At 69.0% G+C, this 16,331-nt stretch carries 14 protein-coding genes; 1 reads left to right on the plus strand and 13 read right to left on the minus strand.

Going from position 1 to position 16,331, the window contains the following annotated elements; genetic code table 11:
- Window positions 1-103 precede the first annotated feature (103 nt).
- Window positions 104-928, minus strand: coding sequence for an ABC transporter permease subunit (locus ACTWPT_RS43965; RefSeq protein WP_443183484.1), 825 nt, complete (start codon window positions 926-928; stop codon window positions 104-106).
- A gap of 383 nt (window positions 929-1,311) precedes the next feature.
- On the opposite strand from ACTWPT_RS43965, the gene ACTWPT_RS43970 reads away from it, so the two are divergent.
- Window positions 1,312-2,295: a LysR family transcriptional regulator gene (locus ACTWPT_RS43970; protein ID WP_443183485.1), complete on the plus strand. Its 984-nt coding sequence runs from the start codon at window positions 1,312-1,314 to the stop codon at window positions 2,293-2,295.
- Between the two features lie 143 nt (window positions 2,296-2,438).
- Here ACTWPT_RS43970 and ACTWPT_RS43975 read toward each other — a convergent pair whose 3' ends face one another.
- The 12 genes from ACTWPT_RS43975 to wrbA all read right to left on the minus strand — a co-directional run bounded on the left by ACTWPT_RS43975 (window position 2,439) and on the right by wrbA (window position 16,308).
- On the minus strand, window positions 2,439-4,064 hold the full coding sequence (locus tag ACTWPT_RS43975) for a bifunctional 3-(3-hydroxy-phenyl)propionate/3-hydroxycinnamic acid hydroxylase (protein WP_443183486.1): 1,626 nt from the start codon (window positions 4,062-4,064) through the stop codon (window positions 2,439-2,441).
- Window positions 4,061-4,930 (minus strand): alpha/beta fold hydrolase, encoded by an 870-nt coding sequence (locus ACTWPT_RS43980; protein ID WP_443183487.1) that lies wholly within the window; start codon window positions 4,928-4,930, stop codon window positions 4,061-4,063. The genes ACTWPT_RS43975 and ACTWPT_RS43980 overlap by 4 nt, the downstream gene beginning before the upstream one ends.
- Window positions 4,931-4,938: 8 nt before the next feature.
- Complete coding sequence (locus ACTWPT_RS43985; protein ID WP_443183488.1) at window positions 4,939-5,541, minus strand: amino acid synthesis family protein; 603 nt, start codon at window positions 5,539-5,541, stop codon at window positions 4,939-4,941.
- 15 nt (window positions 5,542-5,556) lie between these two features.
- Entirely contained in the window at window positions 5,557-6,066 is a 510-nt protein-coding gene (locus tag ACTWPT_RS43990; protein WP_443183489.1) for a VOC family protein, read from the minus strand.
- 8 nt (window positions 6,067-6,074) lie between these two features.
- Window positions 6,075-7,097: a WD40/YVTN/BNR-like repeat-containing protein gene (locus tag ACTWPT_RS43995; protein WP_443183490.1), complete on the minus strand. Its 1,023-nt coding sequence runs from the start codon at window positions 7,095-7,097 to the stop codon at window positions 6,075-6,077.
- Window positions 7,098-7,119: 22 nt separating this feature from the next.
- The gene (locus ACTWPT_RS44000) at window positions 7,120-7,914 is read right to left on the minus strand and encodes an SDR family NAD(P)-dependent oxidoreductase (protein ID WP_443183491.1); all 795 of its coding nucleotides are present in this window, start codon (window positions 7,912-7,914) and stop codon (window positions 7,120-7,122) included.
- A 26-nt stretch (window positions 7,915-7,940) separates the two neighbouring features.
- Entirely contained in the window at window positions 7,941-9,452 is a 1,512-nt protein-coding gene (locus ACTWPT_RS44005; protein ID WP_443183492.1) for an aldehyde dehydrogenase family protein, read from the minus strand.
- An 8-nt stretch (window positions 9,453-9,460) separates the two neighbouring features.
- The gene (locus ACTWPT_RS44010) at window positions 9,461-11,038 is read right to left on the minus strand and encodes an acetolactate synthase large subunit (protein WP_443183493.1); all 1,578 of its coding nucleotides are present in this window, start codon (window positions 11,036-11,038) and stop codon (window positions 9,461-9,463) included.
- The gene (locus ACTWPT_RS44015) at window positions 11,035-12,978 is read right to left on the minus strand and encodes a primary-amine oxidase (RefSeq protein ID WP_443183494.1); all 1,944 of its coding nucleotides are present in this window, start codon (window positions 12,976-12,978) and stop codon (window positions 11,035-11,037) included. Before ACTWPT_RS44015 ends, ACTWPT_RS44010 begins: the two co-directional genes overlap by 4 nt.
- A gap of 60 nt (window positions 12,979-13,038) precedes the next feature.
- Window positions 13,039-14,514, minus strand: coding sequence for an APC family permease (locus ACTWPT_RS44020; protein ID WP_443183495.1), 1,476 nt, complete (start codon window positions 14,512-14,514; stop codon window positions 13,039-13,041).
- 442 nt (window positions 14,515-14,956) lie between these two features.
- Window positions 14,957-15,649: a hypothetical protein gene (locus ACTWPT_RS44025; RefSeq protein WP_443183496.1), complete on the minus strand. Its 693-nt coding sequence runs from the start codon at window positions 15,647-15,649 to the stop codon at window positions 14,957-14,959.
- On the minus strand, window positions 15,646-16,308 hold the full coding sequence (wrbA, locus tag ACTWPT_RS44030) for an NAD(P)H:quinone oxidoreductase (protein WP_443183497.1): 663 nt from the start codon (window positions 16,306-16,308) through the stop codon (window positions 15,646-15,648). Before wrbA ends, ACTWPT_RS44025 begins: the two co-directional genes overlap by 4 nt.
- Window positions 16,309-16,331: the final 23 nt, after the last annotated feature.

Consider the following 16,331-nt stretch of genomic DNA (forward strand, 5'->3'; position numbering starts at 1 on the left):
TGCGTCCTTGGGCTCCTTGCGTGCCACTGCGGCGTCCTCCAGGTCGATCTCCGTCGATGCCTGGATCACAGTACTCATCAGGTGCGTTCTCCTTGATCAGGAGTTACACCGAAAACCGTACAGTCCCGTCTCGCATGGTGTAGGTGAAGAAGCCGAAGGCGTCTCGGCCGGCGGGCGTGACGTATTCGCGGTAGGTCAAGGCGCGGCCGCCTGTGAAGTACTGGTAGAAGTTCCGGAGAAAGAACTGCAGACCGATCGAGACGATCATCATGGCGATGAGTCCCGTTCCGCGGCGTCTGAGTGGACCCCACAAACCCTTTTCGTTCAGGTAGCCGAACAGTGCCGACAGCGCTACCGCCACCGCCACCGCCACCGCGATGGGCAGCCCTATGACCCGGTTGCCGAGATAGGTGGCGAATGCCCCGAAGGTCACCAGCTCGCCGTGGGAGAAGTTCGACAGTCCCGTCGTGCCGAACACCATGGACAGGCCAAGAGCCCCCAATGACAGCACCAGGCCGAACAGCAGACCGTTGTAGAGCAGTTGGGGGACCTGGTCCCACACCGTCGACACTCGACGCGTATCGGGACCGAGGGGGAAGTTGACGGTGATCGTGCTCAAGGTGCCCGTTGGCCGCAAGGTGTTCGACGCTCCGTCGCGGACCTGCACACCATCGGGAAGCGTCTTGGTGTCCAAGATGACGGCCAGGGTGCCCGAGTCGCTGCCGGGCACAGTGATCGCGAACCGGCCTTGGTCGTTGCTGACGCCCGTGTAGGTCTTACCCGTACTGGACTGGACATTGATCTTCACCCCGGCGACCGGTGCGTTGTTGTCGGCAGAGTTGCGCAACGTTCCCTGCACGGTCCGATCACCAGCCGCGTACGTCGGACCGCCCACTGCCACGACGCCGAGCAGGGCGATCGAGAGCATGACCGCTCCCAGCAGTAGTGACAGGCGAGCAGGATGGCTGCGTACGCGCCAACGTGCACGGGGTGGTCTCATGGCCGCTCCGAAATTGCATGGCGGGATATCTGATCGGCCTGCGGCGGGCGGGCCGGCAGGCAGCGACGACAGCGTGGGGAGACGGACGACCGATACCGCTCTGCCGCGGGCTGCGTCGGCCGTACCGCGGATTTCGGGTGGCCGATTCTCGCGGTTCTGGAATGCTATGCGCCGCCCATTGCCCGGTCCAGTCGTCGTTATCGATGCGCACTCATCGATATTTTCGACCAATCAACTGGGAAGAAGCCGCATGTAGTGCTGTGACCGCGTAGGTTCGCCGGGTTGGTGGTCGTGGCGGTTGGATGCCCTCAATGCGGGGCGGCAAATGTTTTCGCGTACGATTCGTTATCTCAAGCGACGAATCGATGGTCGCGGGCGGCGATTGGTGCGTGATGTACGACCTTCACCGGCTTCGGTTGCTGCGCGAACTCAAGCACCGCGGCACCCTTGCAGCTGTGGCTTCGGCCCTCTCGTACAGTCCTTCGACCATCTCTTCGCAGCTTTCGCAGCTGGAGGCCGAGGTGGGCGTCCCGCTCCTGGAACCTATGGGACGTCGGGTCCGTCTGACGCCCGCGGCGGAGATGCTGGTGGGGCATATCGAGGTGATCTTGGACCGGCTCGAGCAGGCTGAGGCCGATATCGCGCGGTCTAAAACGGTGCTCGAGGGGGACCTGCGGATTGCAACCTTCCAGACTGCTGCTAAGACTCTGGTCCTACCTGCCGTAGAGCTGCTTCAGCGCGAGCATCCGCAGCTTCGCGTCTACGTGCATCAGGAGAACGAACGCACACCGCTGCGGGCGCTTGTCGCGCACGAATTCGACCTGGTCATCGCCGAGGACTACCCGGGAGAGCCGCCGTCGGCTCTGACCGGCCTGCACACTCAGCTTCTCCTCGAGGATCCTCTTCTTCTGGCCACCCCACCGGACGGCGAGCCGCCGCAACTCGCAGCTCTCGCACACCTGCCTTGGGTCATGGAGCCCGAGGGCAATGCCGCCAGGCGCTGGGCCAGCGCCGTCTGTCGCCAAGCCGGCTTTGAACCCCACGTTCGCTACCAGTCGACCGACCTCACCTTCCACGTGCGATTGATCGAAGCCGGGCAGGCGGTCGGATTCCTACCCAAACTTGCCTGGGGCGTCCACGCTCCTACAGTGACACTTACCGAGCTGACGCCGCCGAACGCTCGGCGCGTGCTCATCGCTACCCGCACTGGCAGCCACCATCACCCGGCCGTCGTTGCTGCCCGCGTCGCGCTCGACCGAATCAGCCGCAGCGCACGAGATCTGACCCGGAGTTGACCGCCGAGTCCGCGATCGGCCCCGGTGCGGAGTTGCCATCAGCGCGGCCCGCCGCCGGCCACGATCCTCCCAGGAGGGGAATCCCCACAGGTACATGACCCCACCTGGCCGGAGGCCGTAGTTGCGTTCTTCGACGATCATGGTTACTTCTGCTCCGTATCAGTGTTGGCCGGGCCGAGCAGCCGGTGGAGCCGGTCGACGGCCGGGCCGAGCGCGGCCTCGTCGGCGCGCGCCGCGACGTACCGGTCGGGGCGAGTGAGGACGAAGCGGGTGGAGTGCCGGGTGAACCACTCGCGCAGATATCCCTCGACGTCCTCGACGACCCGCGTCTCCGGGTTGACGGTCGCGCGCCGCGCCCGGCCGGCGCGCGAGTCGACGACCTTGACGAAGGTGGCGCCGAGTGCGGTGAGGTAGTCGCGCTGGGCGCCGGAGAGGTGCTCGGCCGGGTCGGCGCCGAAGCCCACCACCGCGAACCAGGGGCCGAGCACGTCGTCCAAGCGCAGGACGTCGCCCTCGGCGTTCTCGACCAGAGGCTGGATGAACATGCGCCCGACCGGCGACCGCCGGCCGCCCCCGTCGGGGACCACGACGCCGTCGGTGTACTGCGGCATCGGCTTGAACCGCATCTGCAGGACCCAGTCGCGCACCGCCGGCGCTCGCACGACGGCGTGGAAGAACACGTCGCGTGCGGTCGCCACCAGGCGGTTGGTGGGTGACAGGATGCGGCCGAGCGTGGTCGACAGGTCGATCATCGCCTGCGCGTGGGGGCGCCGCTCGGTGTCGTACGTGGCCAGGATGCCCGGATCGGCGTGCCCCCTGACGGCAGCGGCGATCTTCCAGGCGACATTGGTGACATCGCGGATGCCGGTGTTCATCCCCTGACCCGCCCAGGGCGGCATGAGGTGGGCGGCATCACCGACGAGGCACACGCGGCCGACGGTGAACCGCCGGGCGATCCGCGAGTGGTGGGTGTAGACGCGTGCCCTGATGATGTTGAGCCGCGCCGGGTCCTCGACATGGTGGCCGAGCAGCTCGTGCACCTTGTCCGTCTTGAGCATCTCGTCGTCGTCCTCGCCGGGGAACACCATGAACTCCCAGCGCCGGAGGTCGTGCGGCAGATGGACGCAGACGTACGGCCGCGCCGGATCGCAGTGCAACGCGGTGTACTGGGCGTCGAGAGGGTCGTTGTCACACTCGACGACCACCCACTTGCGCGGATGCGTGTCGCCCTCCAGCTCCACGCCCAGCAGCTCGCGGACGGTGCTGCGGCCTCCGTCGGCACCGATCACGTACTCGGCGCGGACCCGCAGGGTCTCTCCTCCGGGAGCCTGGACGTCGAGCTCGACCCCGTCGCCGTCCTGCTCCAGCCGGACGACCTCGTGCCCGAGCAGCACACGCACCGAGGGGAACCGGTGCAGGCCGCGGCGCAGCACCACTTCGCAGCTGGGCTGCACGAAGATGTTGCGCCGGGACCAGCCGTACTCGCGCGTGGCCGGCCGGACGTCGGCGAAGCACCGGTTGCGGCCGTCGAAGAACCGCAGCGGCACGTTCTGGATCATGTCCTTGATCAGCTCGTCGGCCAGGCCCACGGCTTGATAGCTGCGCAGACATTCGTCGTCCATGCCGACCGCGCGCGGGTAGTCGATGATCTCGAGGGAGCGCTCGATGAGCAGGACGTCCACGCCGTACTTGCCGAGAAAGTTCGCAAGGGTGGCGCCCGCCGGGCCGGCGCCGACCACGGCGACCTGGGTCCGCAGCGTGCGGGTCATGGCCGCTCCCGATGCCGGTCCAGGAACTCCCGCAGGGCGGTCAGGTAGTCGGCCAGGTTGTCGTCGTGCACATAGTGCCCGGCCCCGCGGATCTCCTGCCAGGTGAGCAGCGACTGGCGGGCGGCCATCTCGGCGCACGTGGCGGCGGGCAGGAAGTCCGACCGGGCACCGCGGAGCACCAGCGTCGGGCACCGCAGCGCTTCGACGTGCGGCCACAGATCTACGGTGCGTGCCGGGTCGGGATCCAGGCGCACCCGCGCGATGCCCTCGAGGTCGAACTTCCACACCCACTGGCCGCCGGCGGCCGCACGGACGGTGTTGTCGATCCGGGAGTCGAGCGCGGCCTGCGACATGTCCGGGCGCACGCTCCGCCAGTACGCAAGCGCCTCGTCCCGCCCAGCGAACGCGCGCGGCGTCCGCCCGAGTTCGCGCCTGATCCGCTCCGCGCCCGCGCCGGACGCCGACGAACCGGGCCCGATGTCCTCGATCACCGCGAGCCGGACCCGCTCCGGGTGCCGTGCCGCGTAGACGATCGCGTTGGTGCCGCCCATGGAATGACCGACGAGCGTGAAGCGACGCAGGTCCAACGCGTCGGCGAGCTGCTCGACATCGCTGACATAGGCATCGGTGACGTATTCGCCCGCCGGATCCCAGGCGCTGTCACCGCGGCCCCGGTGGTCCAGGGCGATGAGCCGATGGCGATCGGCCAGCTCCGCCGCCACCGGCTCCCACGTCCGCGCGTAGCTTCGCAGACCGTGCAGCAGCACGATCGGGGGCGCGTCCGGCACGCCCCACTCCACGTAGTGCGCGCGCAGACCGTTCAGCGTGGTGAACCGGTCGGCGCCCGCGGTCGGCTTCGTCGGCACGGCCACGCTCACCGCAGCCCGTCTCGGCCCTCGATCGCACCGGCCGTCAGCCCGCCGAGGCGCGCGTGCAACCGCCCACGGGTGGCGAAGGCAAAGATCGCCACCACCTCGTCCGGTGCGGGCGCGTCGGTGAAGGTCACGGTGACGGTGTCGTAGTGCGAGCGCACGTAGAGCGCGTCCTTGTGCGCGAGCGGCACGTCGATGCTCGTGCCCGGGGCGGCGCGCTTGCCAGTGGAGGGCACCCAGGACTTGCCTCCGCCGACCGCCTCCCGGACCGGGTCGGCGAACACCTGGGTGAGGAAGGCGTTGCCGTGCTCGTACTCGCCGCCGGTTCCCACCAGGCAGGCCTTGCCGTAGCTCTCGATCGGCCGGCCTTCGGCCGCCGACTTGACGCGGCGGCCGAACTCCAGGCCGAGCGCGGCCGAGCGGCCCACGATCTCGTCGAGGGATTCGCTGTAGCGGCCCGCGTAGGGGTTGTGGATCGCCGCGGCGATGACGATCTTCCGCACCGGCTCGCCGTCGGCCAGGGCGCCGGTCTCGGTGGCCAGGGTGTCCTCGATGTAGGTGAACCACTTGCGGATGTGGTAGCCCTCGAAATTTGGGTCGCGCATGGGTCTCTCCAGTGATCAGGTGTAGAGCGGATCGAGATCGACGGTCTCGCTCGGCGCGTTGTGCTCGCCGAGGATCCGCTTGCCCTCCTCGTCGTCCTGCACGGTCTCGCAGAAGAACTCGAAGCGGTTGCCGTCGGGATCGGTGAAGTACACGCCGAAGCCCACCTTGTGGTCGGTCGTCTTCACCACGGGCACACCCTTGCTGAGCAGCATGCCGTACAGGCGGCGCAGCTCGTCCAGGTCGCCGTCGATCTCCAGGCCGTAGTGCTGCAGCCCGATGCCACCGGGCCTGGCGCCGTCCTCGGCGCGGATCAGCGCGATGTCGTGGTGCTTGAGCCCGTAGGAGAGGAAGACCCATTCAGGCCCGCGGGCGGTGACCTCCATGCCGAGCACGTCCTCGTACCATTTCGCCGAGACCTCGGGGTCGCCGACGAACAGCGACAGGTGGGTGCGCCGCACCCGTGGTTTCACACTGGAAACGGCGTCGGTCGTGGACCGCGGTGCGTCGTCCTTGGCCATCATCATGTGCCTCCTTAGTGGGCGCCGGGACCCGCGGCGACGGCCGGGGTCCATGCCACGTCGGTGATTTCGGGGAACTCGCGCCATTCCTTGGTCCAGGTCCGTCCGGCGTCGGTGGACCGCAGGAGGTGGCCGTACTTGGTGCCGGCGAAGACCGTCGAGGGGTCGGCCGGGTGAGTGCCGAATGCCCACACCGTGGAGTTGGCCGGAGTGTCGAGATCGGCCTCGGTCCAGGTCCGCGCGAGGTCGGTCGAGTAGAGGATCTTCGTCATCGTGCCGGGTGTGGCGTCGCCGATGCCGAGCAGCAGGTCGTCGGTACCGGAAATCGGCATCACCAGGCGCGTGTAGTAGATCCCGTACTTCCGGCGGGTGTCCTGCCGGGTCCAGGTCCGGCCGTCGTCCTGGCTGACGAACAGCGCGTTGACGACCGCGACCACGATCGTCTTGGGCGGACCGGCGAGGACCACGATGCTGTGGATGTCGGAGTTGGTGACCCCGTCCGGCAGCGACGCGGGGGTGCCGTCCACGCGCTGCCAGGTGTACCCCCGGTCGCGCGTGCGCCACAGGCCGCCCTCTTCGACGCCGAACCACGCGCCCCCGCTGTCGACATGATCCCACGTCACCGTGAGGATGCGCGGGCGGTTGACCCCGGCGCAGAACTCGGGGATCTCGGGGGGAAGCCGGTCCCAGCTCTTCCCGGCGTCGGTGGTGCGGAACACCGCCGACCGGGAGGGGGCGCCGGTGCCGGCGAGCATGCGGTCCGGATCCGCGGGGTCGATGGCCAGCGACCAGATGTGCATGCCGTTCATCGGAGAGTCGACACGGTGCCAGGTCACGCCGGTGTCGTCGCTGCGGACCAGGCCGACGTCAGCCCCCGCGTAGATCACCTGTGGATCGGCGGGGTGGACGGCCAGGCACCGCACCACGGCGTCGAACTCCACTTCCTGCCCCGGGGGGATCCGGTACCAGGTTCTGCCGTCGTCCGCGCTGGACAGCACACCCTGTCCGGCGGTTGCCACGAGAATCGTTCCTTCCATGGCGATGCTCCTTGGTCGAGGGTCAGAGGAAGATGCCGCGGGTGAGCCCGCCGTCGATGCCGAGCGATTCACCCGTGATGCCGCCGGCGTGCGGCGAGGCCAGGAAGCACAGCGTGCGGGCGACTTCCTGCGCGGTCAGGACCCGGCGGATCGGTGTCCGATCGATGAAGTTCTGCTCGACCTGCTGCGGTGTGATGCCCTGTTTGGCCGCTTCCTTCTCGTACAGTTCGTGGATGTGCTCGGTCTCCACCACCCCCGGGTGCACCGTGTTCACCGTGATCCCGAACGGGCCGAGCTGGTCCGACAGGGCCTTGGTCATGTGCACGACGGCGAGGTTGCGCATGCCGGACAGGGCGTGGCTGGACCGGCCGGTCAGCCCGCCGATGTTGAGGATGCGCCCGTAGCCGAGTTTCCGCATGTGCGGCGCGGCCGCCTGCGCGCACCGGAAGTAGCCGACGACCTTGGTGTTCAGGTCGGTCAGCAGGAGATCGGGGTCGGCCTCGTCGACCGAGTTGCGCACCAGTCCCGACGGTGCGGCGGCGCCGTTGACGAGGATGTCGACGCGGCCCAGTTCGCCGGCCGCCGCATCCATCATCGCGCGCACCGAGGTGGTGCTGGTGGTGTCGGCCACGAGAGGCACGACGCGTCCACCCAGCTCGGCCTCGATCTCCTTGGCGGTCTCCTCCAGGAGATGCCTGCGCCGGGCGGCGATCACCACCGAGACGCCTTCCTTCACCAGCTCACGGGCCACGGCCCGGCCGATGCCGAGCGCGCCGCCGGTGACGACGGCGACCCGCCCGCGAAGCTCGAGATCCACGACGTTCCTCTCCTGGTTCGGTGTTCTCACGTGAGGTTCACCCACACGCTTTTGGTCTCGGTGTAGTGCTCGAGCACCTCGCGGCCCATCTCCCGTCCCCAGCCGGACTGCTTGTAGCCGCCGAAGGGGGAGCCCGGGTCGGTGAGGTTGTAGCAGTTGACCCACACCGTTCCGGCCCGGATCGCCGCCGCGATGCGATGGGCCATCTTCAGGTCCTGCGTCCACACCCCGGCGGAAAGGCCGTAGGGAGTGTCGTTGGCCTTGGCGACGAGGTCGTCGATGTCGTTCCACTCCATCGCGACCAGGACCGGGCCGAAGATCTCCTCGCGCACCACCCGCATCGAATGGTCGGTCTCGACGAAGATGGTCGGTTGCAGGAAGAAGCCGTCGCGGTAGTCCTCGCCGAGCCCGTCCGGCCGTCCGCCGCCGGTGGCCAGCTCGGCGCCCTCCTGCCGGCCGGAGACGATGTACTCCCCCACCCGAGCGAGCTGCTTCGCCGACACCAGCGGGCCCATCTCGGTGCCCGGATCGGTGCCGGGACCCACCACGATGCGGCGGGCGCGCTCGACCAGCGCGGCCATCACCTCGTCGTAGATGCGCTTGTGCACGTACAGGCGCGACCCTGCGGTGCAGGTCTGTCCCTGGTTGAAGAAGATCGCGTCCGCGGCCGCCTCGGCGACCTGCGCGGGGTCGGCGTCCGGCAGGACGATGTGCGGCGATTTCCCGCCCAGCTCCAGCGACACCTTCTTCAGATTGCCCGTCGCGGCCCGCGCGACCAGCCGCCCGACCTCGGTGGACCCGGTGAAGGCGATCTTGTCGACACCCGGGTGGTCCGCGAGCGCCGCGCCGGCCTCGGCACCGGTGCCGGTGATCACGTTGACGACCCCGTCCGGGAAGCCCGCCTCCTGGATGAGCTCCGCCAGCCGCAGCGTGGACAGCGACGTCTCCTCGGCCGGCTTCAGCACCACGGTGTTTCCGGTGGCCAGGGCGGGGGCCAGCTTCCAGCAGGCCATCGACATGGGGAAGTTCCACGGGACGATCGCGCCGACCACGCCGATGGGCTCGTGCAGCGTGTAATTGAGGATCTTCAGCCCGCCCCGGGGCGACACCGGGACGGTGCTGCCTTCGAACTTGCTCGGCCACCCGGCGAAGTATCGGAACAGCTTCGCGCTGGAGCCGACGTCCACGGCCCTGGCCACCTTGACCGGCTTGCCGTTGTCGTGCGCCTCGATCAGCGCCAGCTCGTCGGCGTGCTCCTCGATCAGCTCCGCCAGGTTGTTGAGCAGCCGCCCGCGGTCCAGCGGGGAGATGTCCCGCCAGGCCGGCGACTCGAAGGCGCCGCGCGCCGCGCCGACGGCCCGGTCGACGTCCGCGCTGTCACCCCGTGCGATGGTGGTCAGCTTCCGGCCCGTCGCCGGATCGACGGACTCCAGGGTCTCGCCGGTTCGGGATTCCACCCATTCGCCGCCGATGAGCATGCGCTGCGGCCGGTTCACGAACCGTCGCACCGTCTGGGAGAGCGAAATTTCGGACGACATCGCGGTCCTCACATCGTCATCTGGATAAGGTGCGGGCCTCGCGCCCGGAGCGCGTCGGTGAACGCGACGCGCAGCTCATCGACGGTGCTGGCGTCGCTCGCCGGGACTCCGAAACCTCGCGCGAGCGACACCCAGTCGATCGCGGGCTCGCCGAGGCTCGTCAGCCGTGCGGCCTGGGGACCCGGTTCGGTGCTTCCGTGGCGGGCGAGCTCGGTGCGCAGGACGTTGTAGGCGTGGTTGGCGGCGATCAGCACGACGACGTCGGCCGACTCGCGCGCCATGGTCCACAGCGCCTGCGCGGTGTACAGGCCGCTGCCGTCGGACTGCAGGGCGATGACGGGACGCTCGGGTGCGGCGATGGCGGCGCCGAGCGCGGCCGGCAGTCCCTGGCCGATCGCGCCGCCGGTGTTGGTCAGGACGGTGTGGGGCGCCGCTGCGGCCGATGCCGAGTAGAAGGGGTAGCCGCAGGTCCCACCTTCGACCGAGACGATGGCGTTCTCCGGCAGCCAGCTCGCCAGAGCGGCGCCGACGGTCTGCCCGGTCAGGGCGGTCCCGGGCGCATGCTCGACCGGCCGTTGCGCACCGGCCGAGGGTCGATCCGCAGCGCCGACGAGTTCCGCTAGCGCTACCAGCGCCTGTTCGACGTCCTGGGCGACGTCCGCGAGCCGGTGCACCGCCCCTTGGGGCGCCAGGCGGCTGGGGATCCCTTCGTATCCGAAGTACGCGACCGGTTCGGGGACCCCGGCCAGCACCACCACCGCGGCGTCCCGGAGCACCTCTACCGCTGTCTCCGGGAAGTACGGCAGGCGGTCGATCGGGGGCAGCCCGCCGCCCCGTTCGGCTCGCGTGGGAAACGTCTCGCTGTAGAGACGGGCTCCGGTGGCGGCCGCGATCCGGCCGGCGGTGTACTGGCCCAGGCGGCTCAGGCCCTCGCCGCCCAGGAGGAGAACGCCCCGGGAACCGGCGGCCCGCAACCGGTGGGCGGCCTGCTCCACGGCCTCCTCGTCGACGCCGGGCCGGGGGGCGGCACGAGGGCTCTCCTCCTGTGGCGGCTCCTGGGCGGCCAGCTGCTGGAGATCGGCGGGCACGACCAGCGTCGACACGCCCAGACGCTCATGCGCGTCGTCGATCGCCCGCCGCGTCACCGAGGCGACAGCGGCGCGATCATCGATCTCGTGGTGCGCTCCGACGGTGCCCGCGAGGGCGGCGATGTCGGAGGTCAGGGGCGCGTCGAAGGGCAGGTGCCAGCTCGCGTGATCACCCACGACGTTGACGACCGGGCTGTGCGCACGGCGCGCGTTGTGCAGGTTCGCCAGGCCGTTCGCGAACCCTGGCCCGAGGTGCAGCAGGGTCAGCGCGGCTCTCCGGGCGATCCGAGCGTATCCGTCGGCGGCGCCCGTGCACACGTTCTCGTGCAGCCCGAGCACCGCTCTCATCCCCGGTGAGTGGTCGAGCGCGGTGACGAGCGGCATCTCGGTGGTTCCTGGATTGGCGAAGCACACCGACACGCCACGACCGGCGGCCGTCTCCAGGAGGACTTGCGCTCCGGTGAGTTCCTCGTGCGCGGTGTGGCGGTCGGTCTTCACTGATCGTCCTGTTCCGGCACGTGGTGACAGTGCGCCGTGTCATGGCCTACCGGCGGCGGAACGTCCAGCGAGGGGTTGCGGTCGAAGAACCCGGCGGGCTTGAGGGTGAAGCCGACGTACTCGCACGGCATGATCGGCCAGTCTTCCGGACGGGGCAGGTGGGAGGTGCCGAACGTGTGCCACAGCACGACGTCGGTGTTCACGAGGTCACGCTCCTGCTTGACCCACTCCCCGATCCCGTCCCCGGGATGCTGGTTCGGGTAGTCGCCGGCAGGGTGCAGCTCGTCGGGGCTGTAGCGGGTCACCCACAGGTGCGCCCGGGCGAACTCCGCGCGGCGGGCCAGATCGCTCGTCGGGGCCGCGAGCAGCGTTGGCCCGGCGAAGGGCACCAGTTTGTACGCCACCGGCTGCCCGAGACGGTTCCGCACCCCTGGGTTGACGATCTTCCAGGTGCGGGCCGCGAGAGGCTCGCACATGCGCCGCCCGGCCCGCTCGTTCTCGATCAAGGTCTGCCGGGCCACGATCGCGTTGCCGTGGGGATTGTCCGGCCCGACCGGGAGGCCGACGGCGTCGACCTCGACGACGGAGTTGCGCGGGCCGTCGACCTCCATGTCCAGACGCATGTTGAACAGGTGCTGGTGGTTGGGCGCGTCCAGCTGCGGCGCGACGAGGGTTCCGTATCCGGGAACTTCCCCCGGGGCGATCGCGCGTGTCTGAACGATGCCGGTCAGCTTCGCTTCGAACTGGATCGTCCCGTCGAGGTAGAAGTACCAGAAGAAGCCGTACTCGTAGTTGCCGATCGTGTGAATGGCCGACACGACCATGCGGCGGGAGCGCCTGACCTCGGCCCGCTCGACATAACGGAAGTCCCAGTGCTTCCAGAGGATGCCGTAGTCCTCCTCGTGCAGGCAGATGGCGTTGGGGACGGTGTGCGGGCTGCCGGACTCGTCGGCGAGCACCGCGTCGAGGTAACGGATCTCGCCCAGGCAGTCACATCCGAGGCTGAGCGACCCGACGGTCTTGCCCAGGTTGTATTCTCCGGCGTCGAAGACGTTCCGGAAGTAGAAGTCGTCGCTGGTGTCGCCGTAGGGCACGACCATCTCGCCGATGCTCGCCCGGTGCAGGATCGACCGGCGCCGATCACCGTCCTGGTAGGAGACGTCGCTGATGACCAGGCCTTCCACGGTGTCGATGTGCGTGTGCAGCCGCCAGCGCTGCCACTCGATCACGTTGCCCGACACCGTGAACGACGGGCCCTCGGGCTGGACGATCTCGATGGGACGAAGGTCGTCGCGCAGCGGGCCGACGCTCCCGGCGTCGTAGTTGCCGTTCTCCGGCGGCAACGGAATGGGCTCTCCTTCGATGATCGCGGCGACGGAGCGGGCGTCACAGTCGATCACGAACACGAGGTTCCCCACAGGACGCGCGTAGCCGTTGTCCTCCTTGAAGCGCCGGACGTAGGCGCTGGCCCGGATGACGCGGCGCCGGGCGTCCACGCCCTCGACCGGCAGGGTGCCCGTCGACCAGGGGTCGAGCTGCAGCAGGGACAGGTCGTCGACCCCGTGACGGGCGAGTGCGGCGATCGAGGCGTCGTCGTTCTTCACGATGTCCTCGAGGGCGAGGATCTCCTCGATCATGATCGGCGGCTGCACTCCCGGCACGTGCCTCCAGGAGGTCACGACGTTCCGCGCCAGACCCACACGGGCTTCGTAGGTGGCCCCGGCGTCGCGGTCGTAGACGACCAGGAACGCCGATCGCGCGACGGGCCGCGAGGGGTCATGGCTCCGCACGGCTTCCTTGTCCGGAGGGTCCAGCCGCACCAGCGGAAACCTCGGCGAGCCGAGCTCGGGCCGATCCGAACGTACGGCTTGCACGGCCCGTTCGATCTCCTCGGCGGTCAGCGGATCGTAGGGGTGCGCCGTGGCGCGCGATGTCGTCATCACCCGGTTCCTCTTCGTTGTCATGGCGACGGTGCGATGCCTCGCGTGGCGTCGATACCGTCAATCCCCTGCCGGAGCGGTCTGGGCGACCCCTCCCTCGACCTCGACCAGCCCGGCCGGCCGGCGCAGCGCGACGTACGACCAGAGCACGCCGAGCGCGATCCACGCGAGCAGAGCCCATGGGATGGTGTCCAGAGGGCTCGCCGCCTGGTAGAAGGCGCCGAACACCGCGCCCGTCGCGACCGTCACCCCGGCGACGGAGGCGACCACCAGCTTGCCGCTGCTGACCTGACCCCACAGGCCCTTGACACCTGCCGCGCTCACCACGAGGTACATCAGCGCCAGGCCCGTCCCGCCGAAGCCCGCCATCCAGCCGAACATCGGAGACCACTGCGGCTGGAGAACGCCCGGCTGGCCGGTCGCCCGGGAGAAGAGTCCGTCACTGATCACGACCACCATGACCGAGACGACCGAGACGACACCGAGGAGAGCGGCGGAACGGGCCGGCGTCCGGTAGCGGGGGTGGACGACGGCGAGGACCTTCGGGAGCCGCTGCTCGCGGGCCATCGAGAGCATCCCGCGGGTCACCGCGACGCCTACTCCGATCGCGACCGCGAGGACGTCGAGGATGACCAGGACCGACACGAGGTGGCCGAACACGGGGGAGCCGAAGTCGGCGCCCGACGCCAGGGCCTGCAGCGGGAAGACGCTGTTCTTCCACGCCTCCGCGTCCAGGCCGAACCCGATGTCCTGGGCGTACGCGGTCACCAGGTAGAACGCCCCGACGATGGTGAGTGACAGCATGACCGCCCGCGGGATGTGCCGCTTCGGCTCCGCGGTCTCCTCGGCGAGGTTGGCGGCGGACTCGAACCCGATGAACATGTTGATGCCGTAGAGGACGCCGTACAGAAGGTCCAGACCGCCCACCGCGAGCGGGTTGAAGGGGGCCGCGGACAGGCTGTGCCCGCCCTGCCCGCCGGCGAGGATGATGCGCACCGAGAAGGCGAGCACGACCGCCATCGAGAGCAGCGCGAGAGCGAGCTGCGTGCGAATCGAGATCTGGACGCCGATGACGAGCACGGCCACGACGATCGCCACGTATCCGAGCGACAGCGGCCACCACGGTACGTCGACCGACAGCAGGCTGCGCAGGAGATCCTGCGTGAGGCCGCCGGGCAGGAGGAAGGTCGCGGCCGCGAGGACCAGCATCGCGCCGTAGTAGAGCCAACCGCCGACGAGACCGACCCGGGGACCGGCGCTGAGACTGACGTAGTCGTAGAGCGAGCCGCACCGATGGATCCGCTTGGCGTACTGGGCGATGATCCAGCCCACCCCCGCCATGCCGACGGCGGCGATCAGGATGGCGGCGGGAGTCGCGACGCCGGCGCCGCGGCCGGTCGCCGACAACCCGACGACCAGGGGCATGAGGGCCGCGATGGAGAAGACGGGGCCCATGAATCCGATGGACTGGGTGAGCACGCCGAGCAGGGAAAGGCGACCCCGCGCGAGCTCGGTGTTGTCAGGGGTTGGCGTCATCCGAAGCAGCTCCTTGGGGTCGTGCGTCTTCACGCGAAGGATGAGTCCCCGTCTTGTCCGATAATCGTTCAGCAAGTTCGATTAATGGAAACACATCGTGCGTCCGCTGGTCGGCTGGTGTCAACCCCCGGGAAATCGCGACCTGACATCACCCCGGACCGCCGGGCGAGCCACGCACATCGCGCCCCGGAGCACGGGATTGATGCGTATGGGGTCGTCCAGGCGGGCCATGCCGGAAGGCCACTGATCCGCGGCAGGAGACAGCGCACGGAGACCACCCGCCGTCTTCAACGCCGACCGGGGAGTACACATCTACGGCGAGATCCACCGGGGGCAAAGTGTTGGAGGCGGGTACCAGACGGGTGCGGATAACGGACGGCGTCTCGCTCGCCCGAATTGTCGCGTTAATCCTATCCCGAGAAGAAGTGTGCCTCCCGGGCCGCTACCGGCGCGGCGGCCCGGGACGATCGGCCGCGTCGCGGCCCAGGAACTCCGCCAGCAGGCGGTCGGGCTCCATCGGATCCGTCAAAGTGATCCGCAGCAGCCCGCCGCGCCAGTGGTGGTCGGTCATGCCCGGGTTGTGAACGGAGGTTCCGTCGGGCCAGACGACCTGCGGGCTGCCCTGGATCCGCACGCCCTGGCTTTCGGTGAAGTCACGTACGACGTCCACTCGGACGTTTTGCGTCCGCCAGGCGGACATGACGCCTTCCACATCGCAGTCGGGCCGGTACTCGAGAGCGATGTCCAGGGATCGGCGCAGTCCGGCCTCGATGCTGACATCCACCGAATCCCGAAAGAACGCGATTCTGAGGGCGTAGTCGACATGCTCCGCCAGCTCGGCCCCACCCGTACGGGCCGCCGCCGCCACCAGTTCGAACGCCGGCAGGAAAGTGGAGGGCCACGACTCCCCCGAATAGAGGTTGAACAGCTCCGGCTCGTGGGAGGCCAGCGCGGCGACCTCGACCGAGAGGATGTCCCTGGGGGTCCCGCGGTGATTGACCCATTCCAACGGCCATGCCCGCGGGACGAAGACGATCTCGGCGCCCAGGCGGGCCCGGGCCCGCCGCAGCCGATGGACCGCGATCAGAGCCCAGGGACAGTGGATGTCCGACCAGATGTCGACCCGCCGCGTCACCGAGCCCGATCCCCCATGTCATTCCCCCCTGGTACGCCGGACAACGCCATCCCCGCAGGGGCGAGTAGCCGCGCGAACCTCACCAACCGTGCGCCCTGATAGCGGGCGCAGCTCAACGTCACATCGTCGGGGGGACTCGAGGGGAACCCGGCCGGCCACGACGTCCCATAGGGGTTACCACCGGCGGCGTACACGACGTCGTCGGTGTATCCGAGTGGAACGATGACCGATCCCCAGTGGTAGAAGACGTTGTTGAGGGAAATGATCGTCGACTCCTGTCCCCCGTGCTGCTCCGCCGAGGACACGAACGTGGTGACGGGCTTGTCGGCCAGCTTGCCTGCATGCCACAGGCTGCTGGCCGAGTCGATGAACTGCTTCAGCTGCGCCGCCGGCGTGCCGTAGCGGGTCGGCGTCCCGAAGGCGTATCCGTCCGCCCATTCGAGGTCGTCGAGTGTCGCCACGTCGACGATCGAGTCGACGTCCTGACGGTGCTGGGCCCAGTCCGCGTTCGAGGCGATCGCCTCGGGCGGGGCGAGTTCGGTGACCCGGCGCAGCCGGACCTCGGCGCCGGCTGATTCGGCCCCTTCGGCGACGGCTTCCGCGAGCCGGTGCACCGATCCGGTGGCGCTGTAGTAGACGACGAGAACACGTGGTGACATGACGAACCTTTCCATGGGACGCG

It is taken from the genome of Nonomuraea sp. 3N208, assembly GCF_052245935.1.
In the GTDB taxonomy this organism is placed as follows: domain Bacteria; phylum Actinomycetota; class Actinomycetes; order Streptosporangiales; family Streptosporangiaceae; genus Nonomuraea.

Bases quoted from the DNA above. Each gene is read 5' to 3' on its own strand.
- ACTWPT_RS43990 (WP_443183489.1), bottom strand. From the start codon at position 6,066: ATGATGATGGCCAAGGACGACGCACCGCGGTCCACGACCGACGCCGTT.
- ACTWPT_RS43970 (WP_443183485.1), top strand. From the start codon at position 1,312: ATGCGGGGCGGCAAATGTTTTCGCGTACGATTCGTTATCTCAAGCGAC.
- ACTWPT_RS43985 (WP_443183488.1), bottom strand. From the start codon at position 5,541: ATGCGCGACCCAAATTTCGAGGGCTACCACATCCGCAAGTGGTTCACC.
- ACTWPT_RS44005 (WP_443183492.1), bottom strand. From the start codon at position 9,452: ATGTCGTCCGAAATTTCGCTCTCCCAGACGGTGCGACGGTTCGTGAAC.
- ACTWPT_RS44020 (WP_443183495.1), bottom strand. From the start codon at position 14,514: ATGACGCCAACCCCTGACAACACCGAGCTCGCGCGGGGTCGCCTTTCC.
- ACTWPT_RS43965 (WP_443183484.1), bottom strand. From the start codon at position 928: ATGCTCTCGATCGCCCTGCTCGGCGTCGTGGCAGTGGGCGGTCCGACG.
- ACTWPT_RS43995 (WP_443183490.1), bottom strand. From the start codon at position 7,097: ATGGAAGGAACGATTCTCGTGGCAACCGCCGGACAGGGTGTGCTGTCC.
- ACTWPT_RS44015 (WP_443183494.1), bottom strand. From the start codon at position 12,978: ATGACGACATCGCGCGCCACGGCGCACCCCTACGATCCGCTGACCGCC.
- wrbA (WP_443183497.1), bottom strand. From the start codon at position 16,308: ATGTCACCACGTGTTCTCGTCGTCTACTACAGCGCCACCGGATCGGTG.
- ACTWPT_RS43975 (WP_443183486.1), bottom strand. From the start codon at position 4,064: ATGACCCGCACGCTGCGGACCCAGGTCGCCGTGGTCGGCGCCGGCCCG.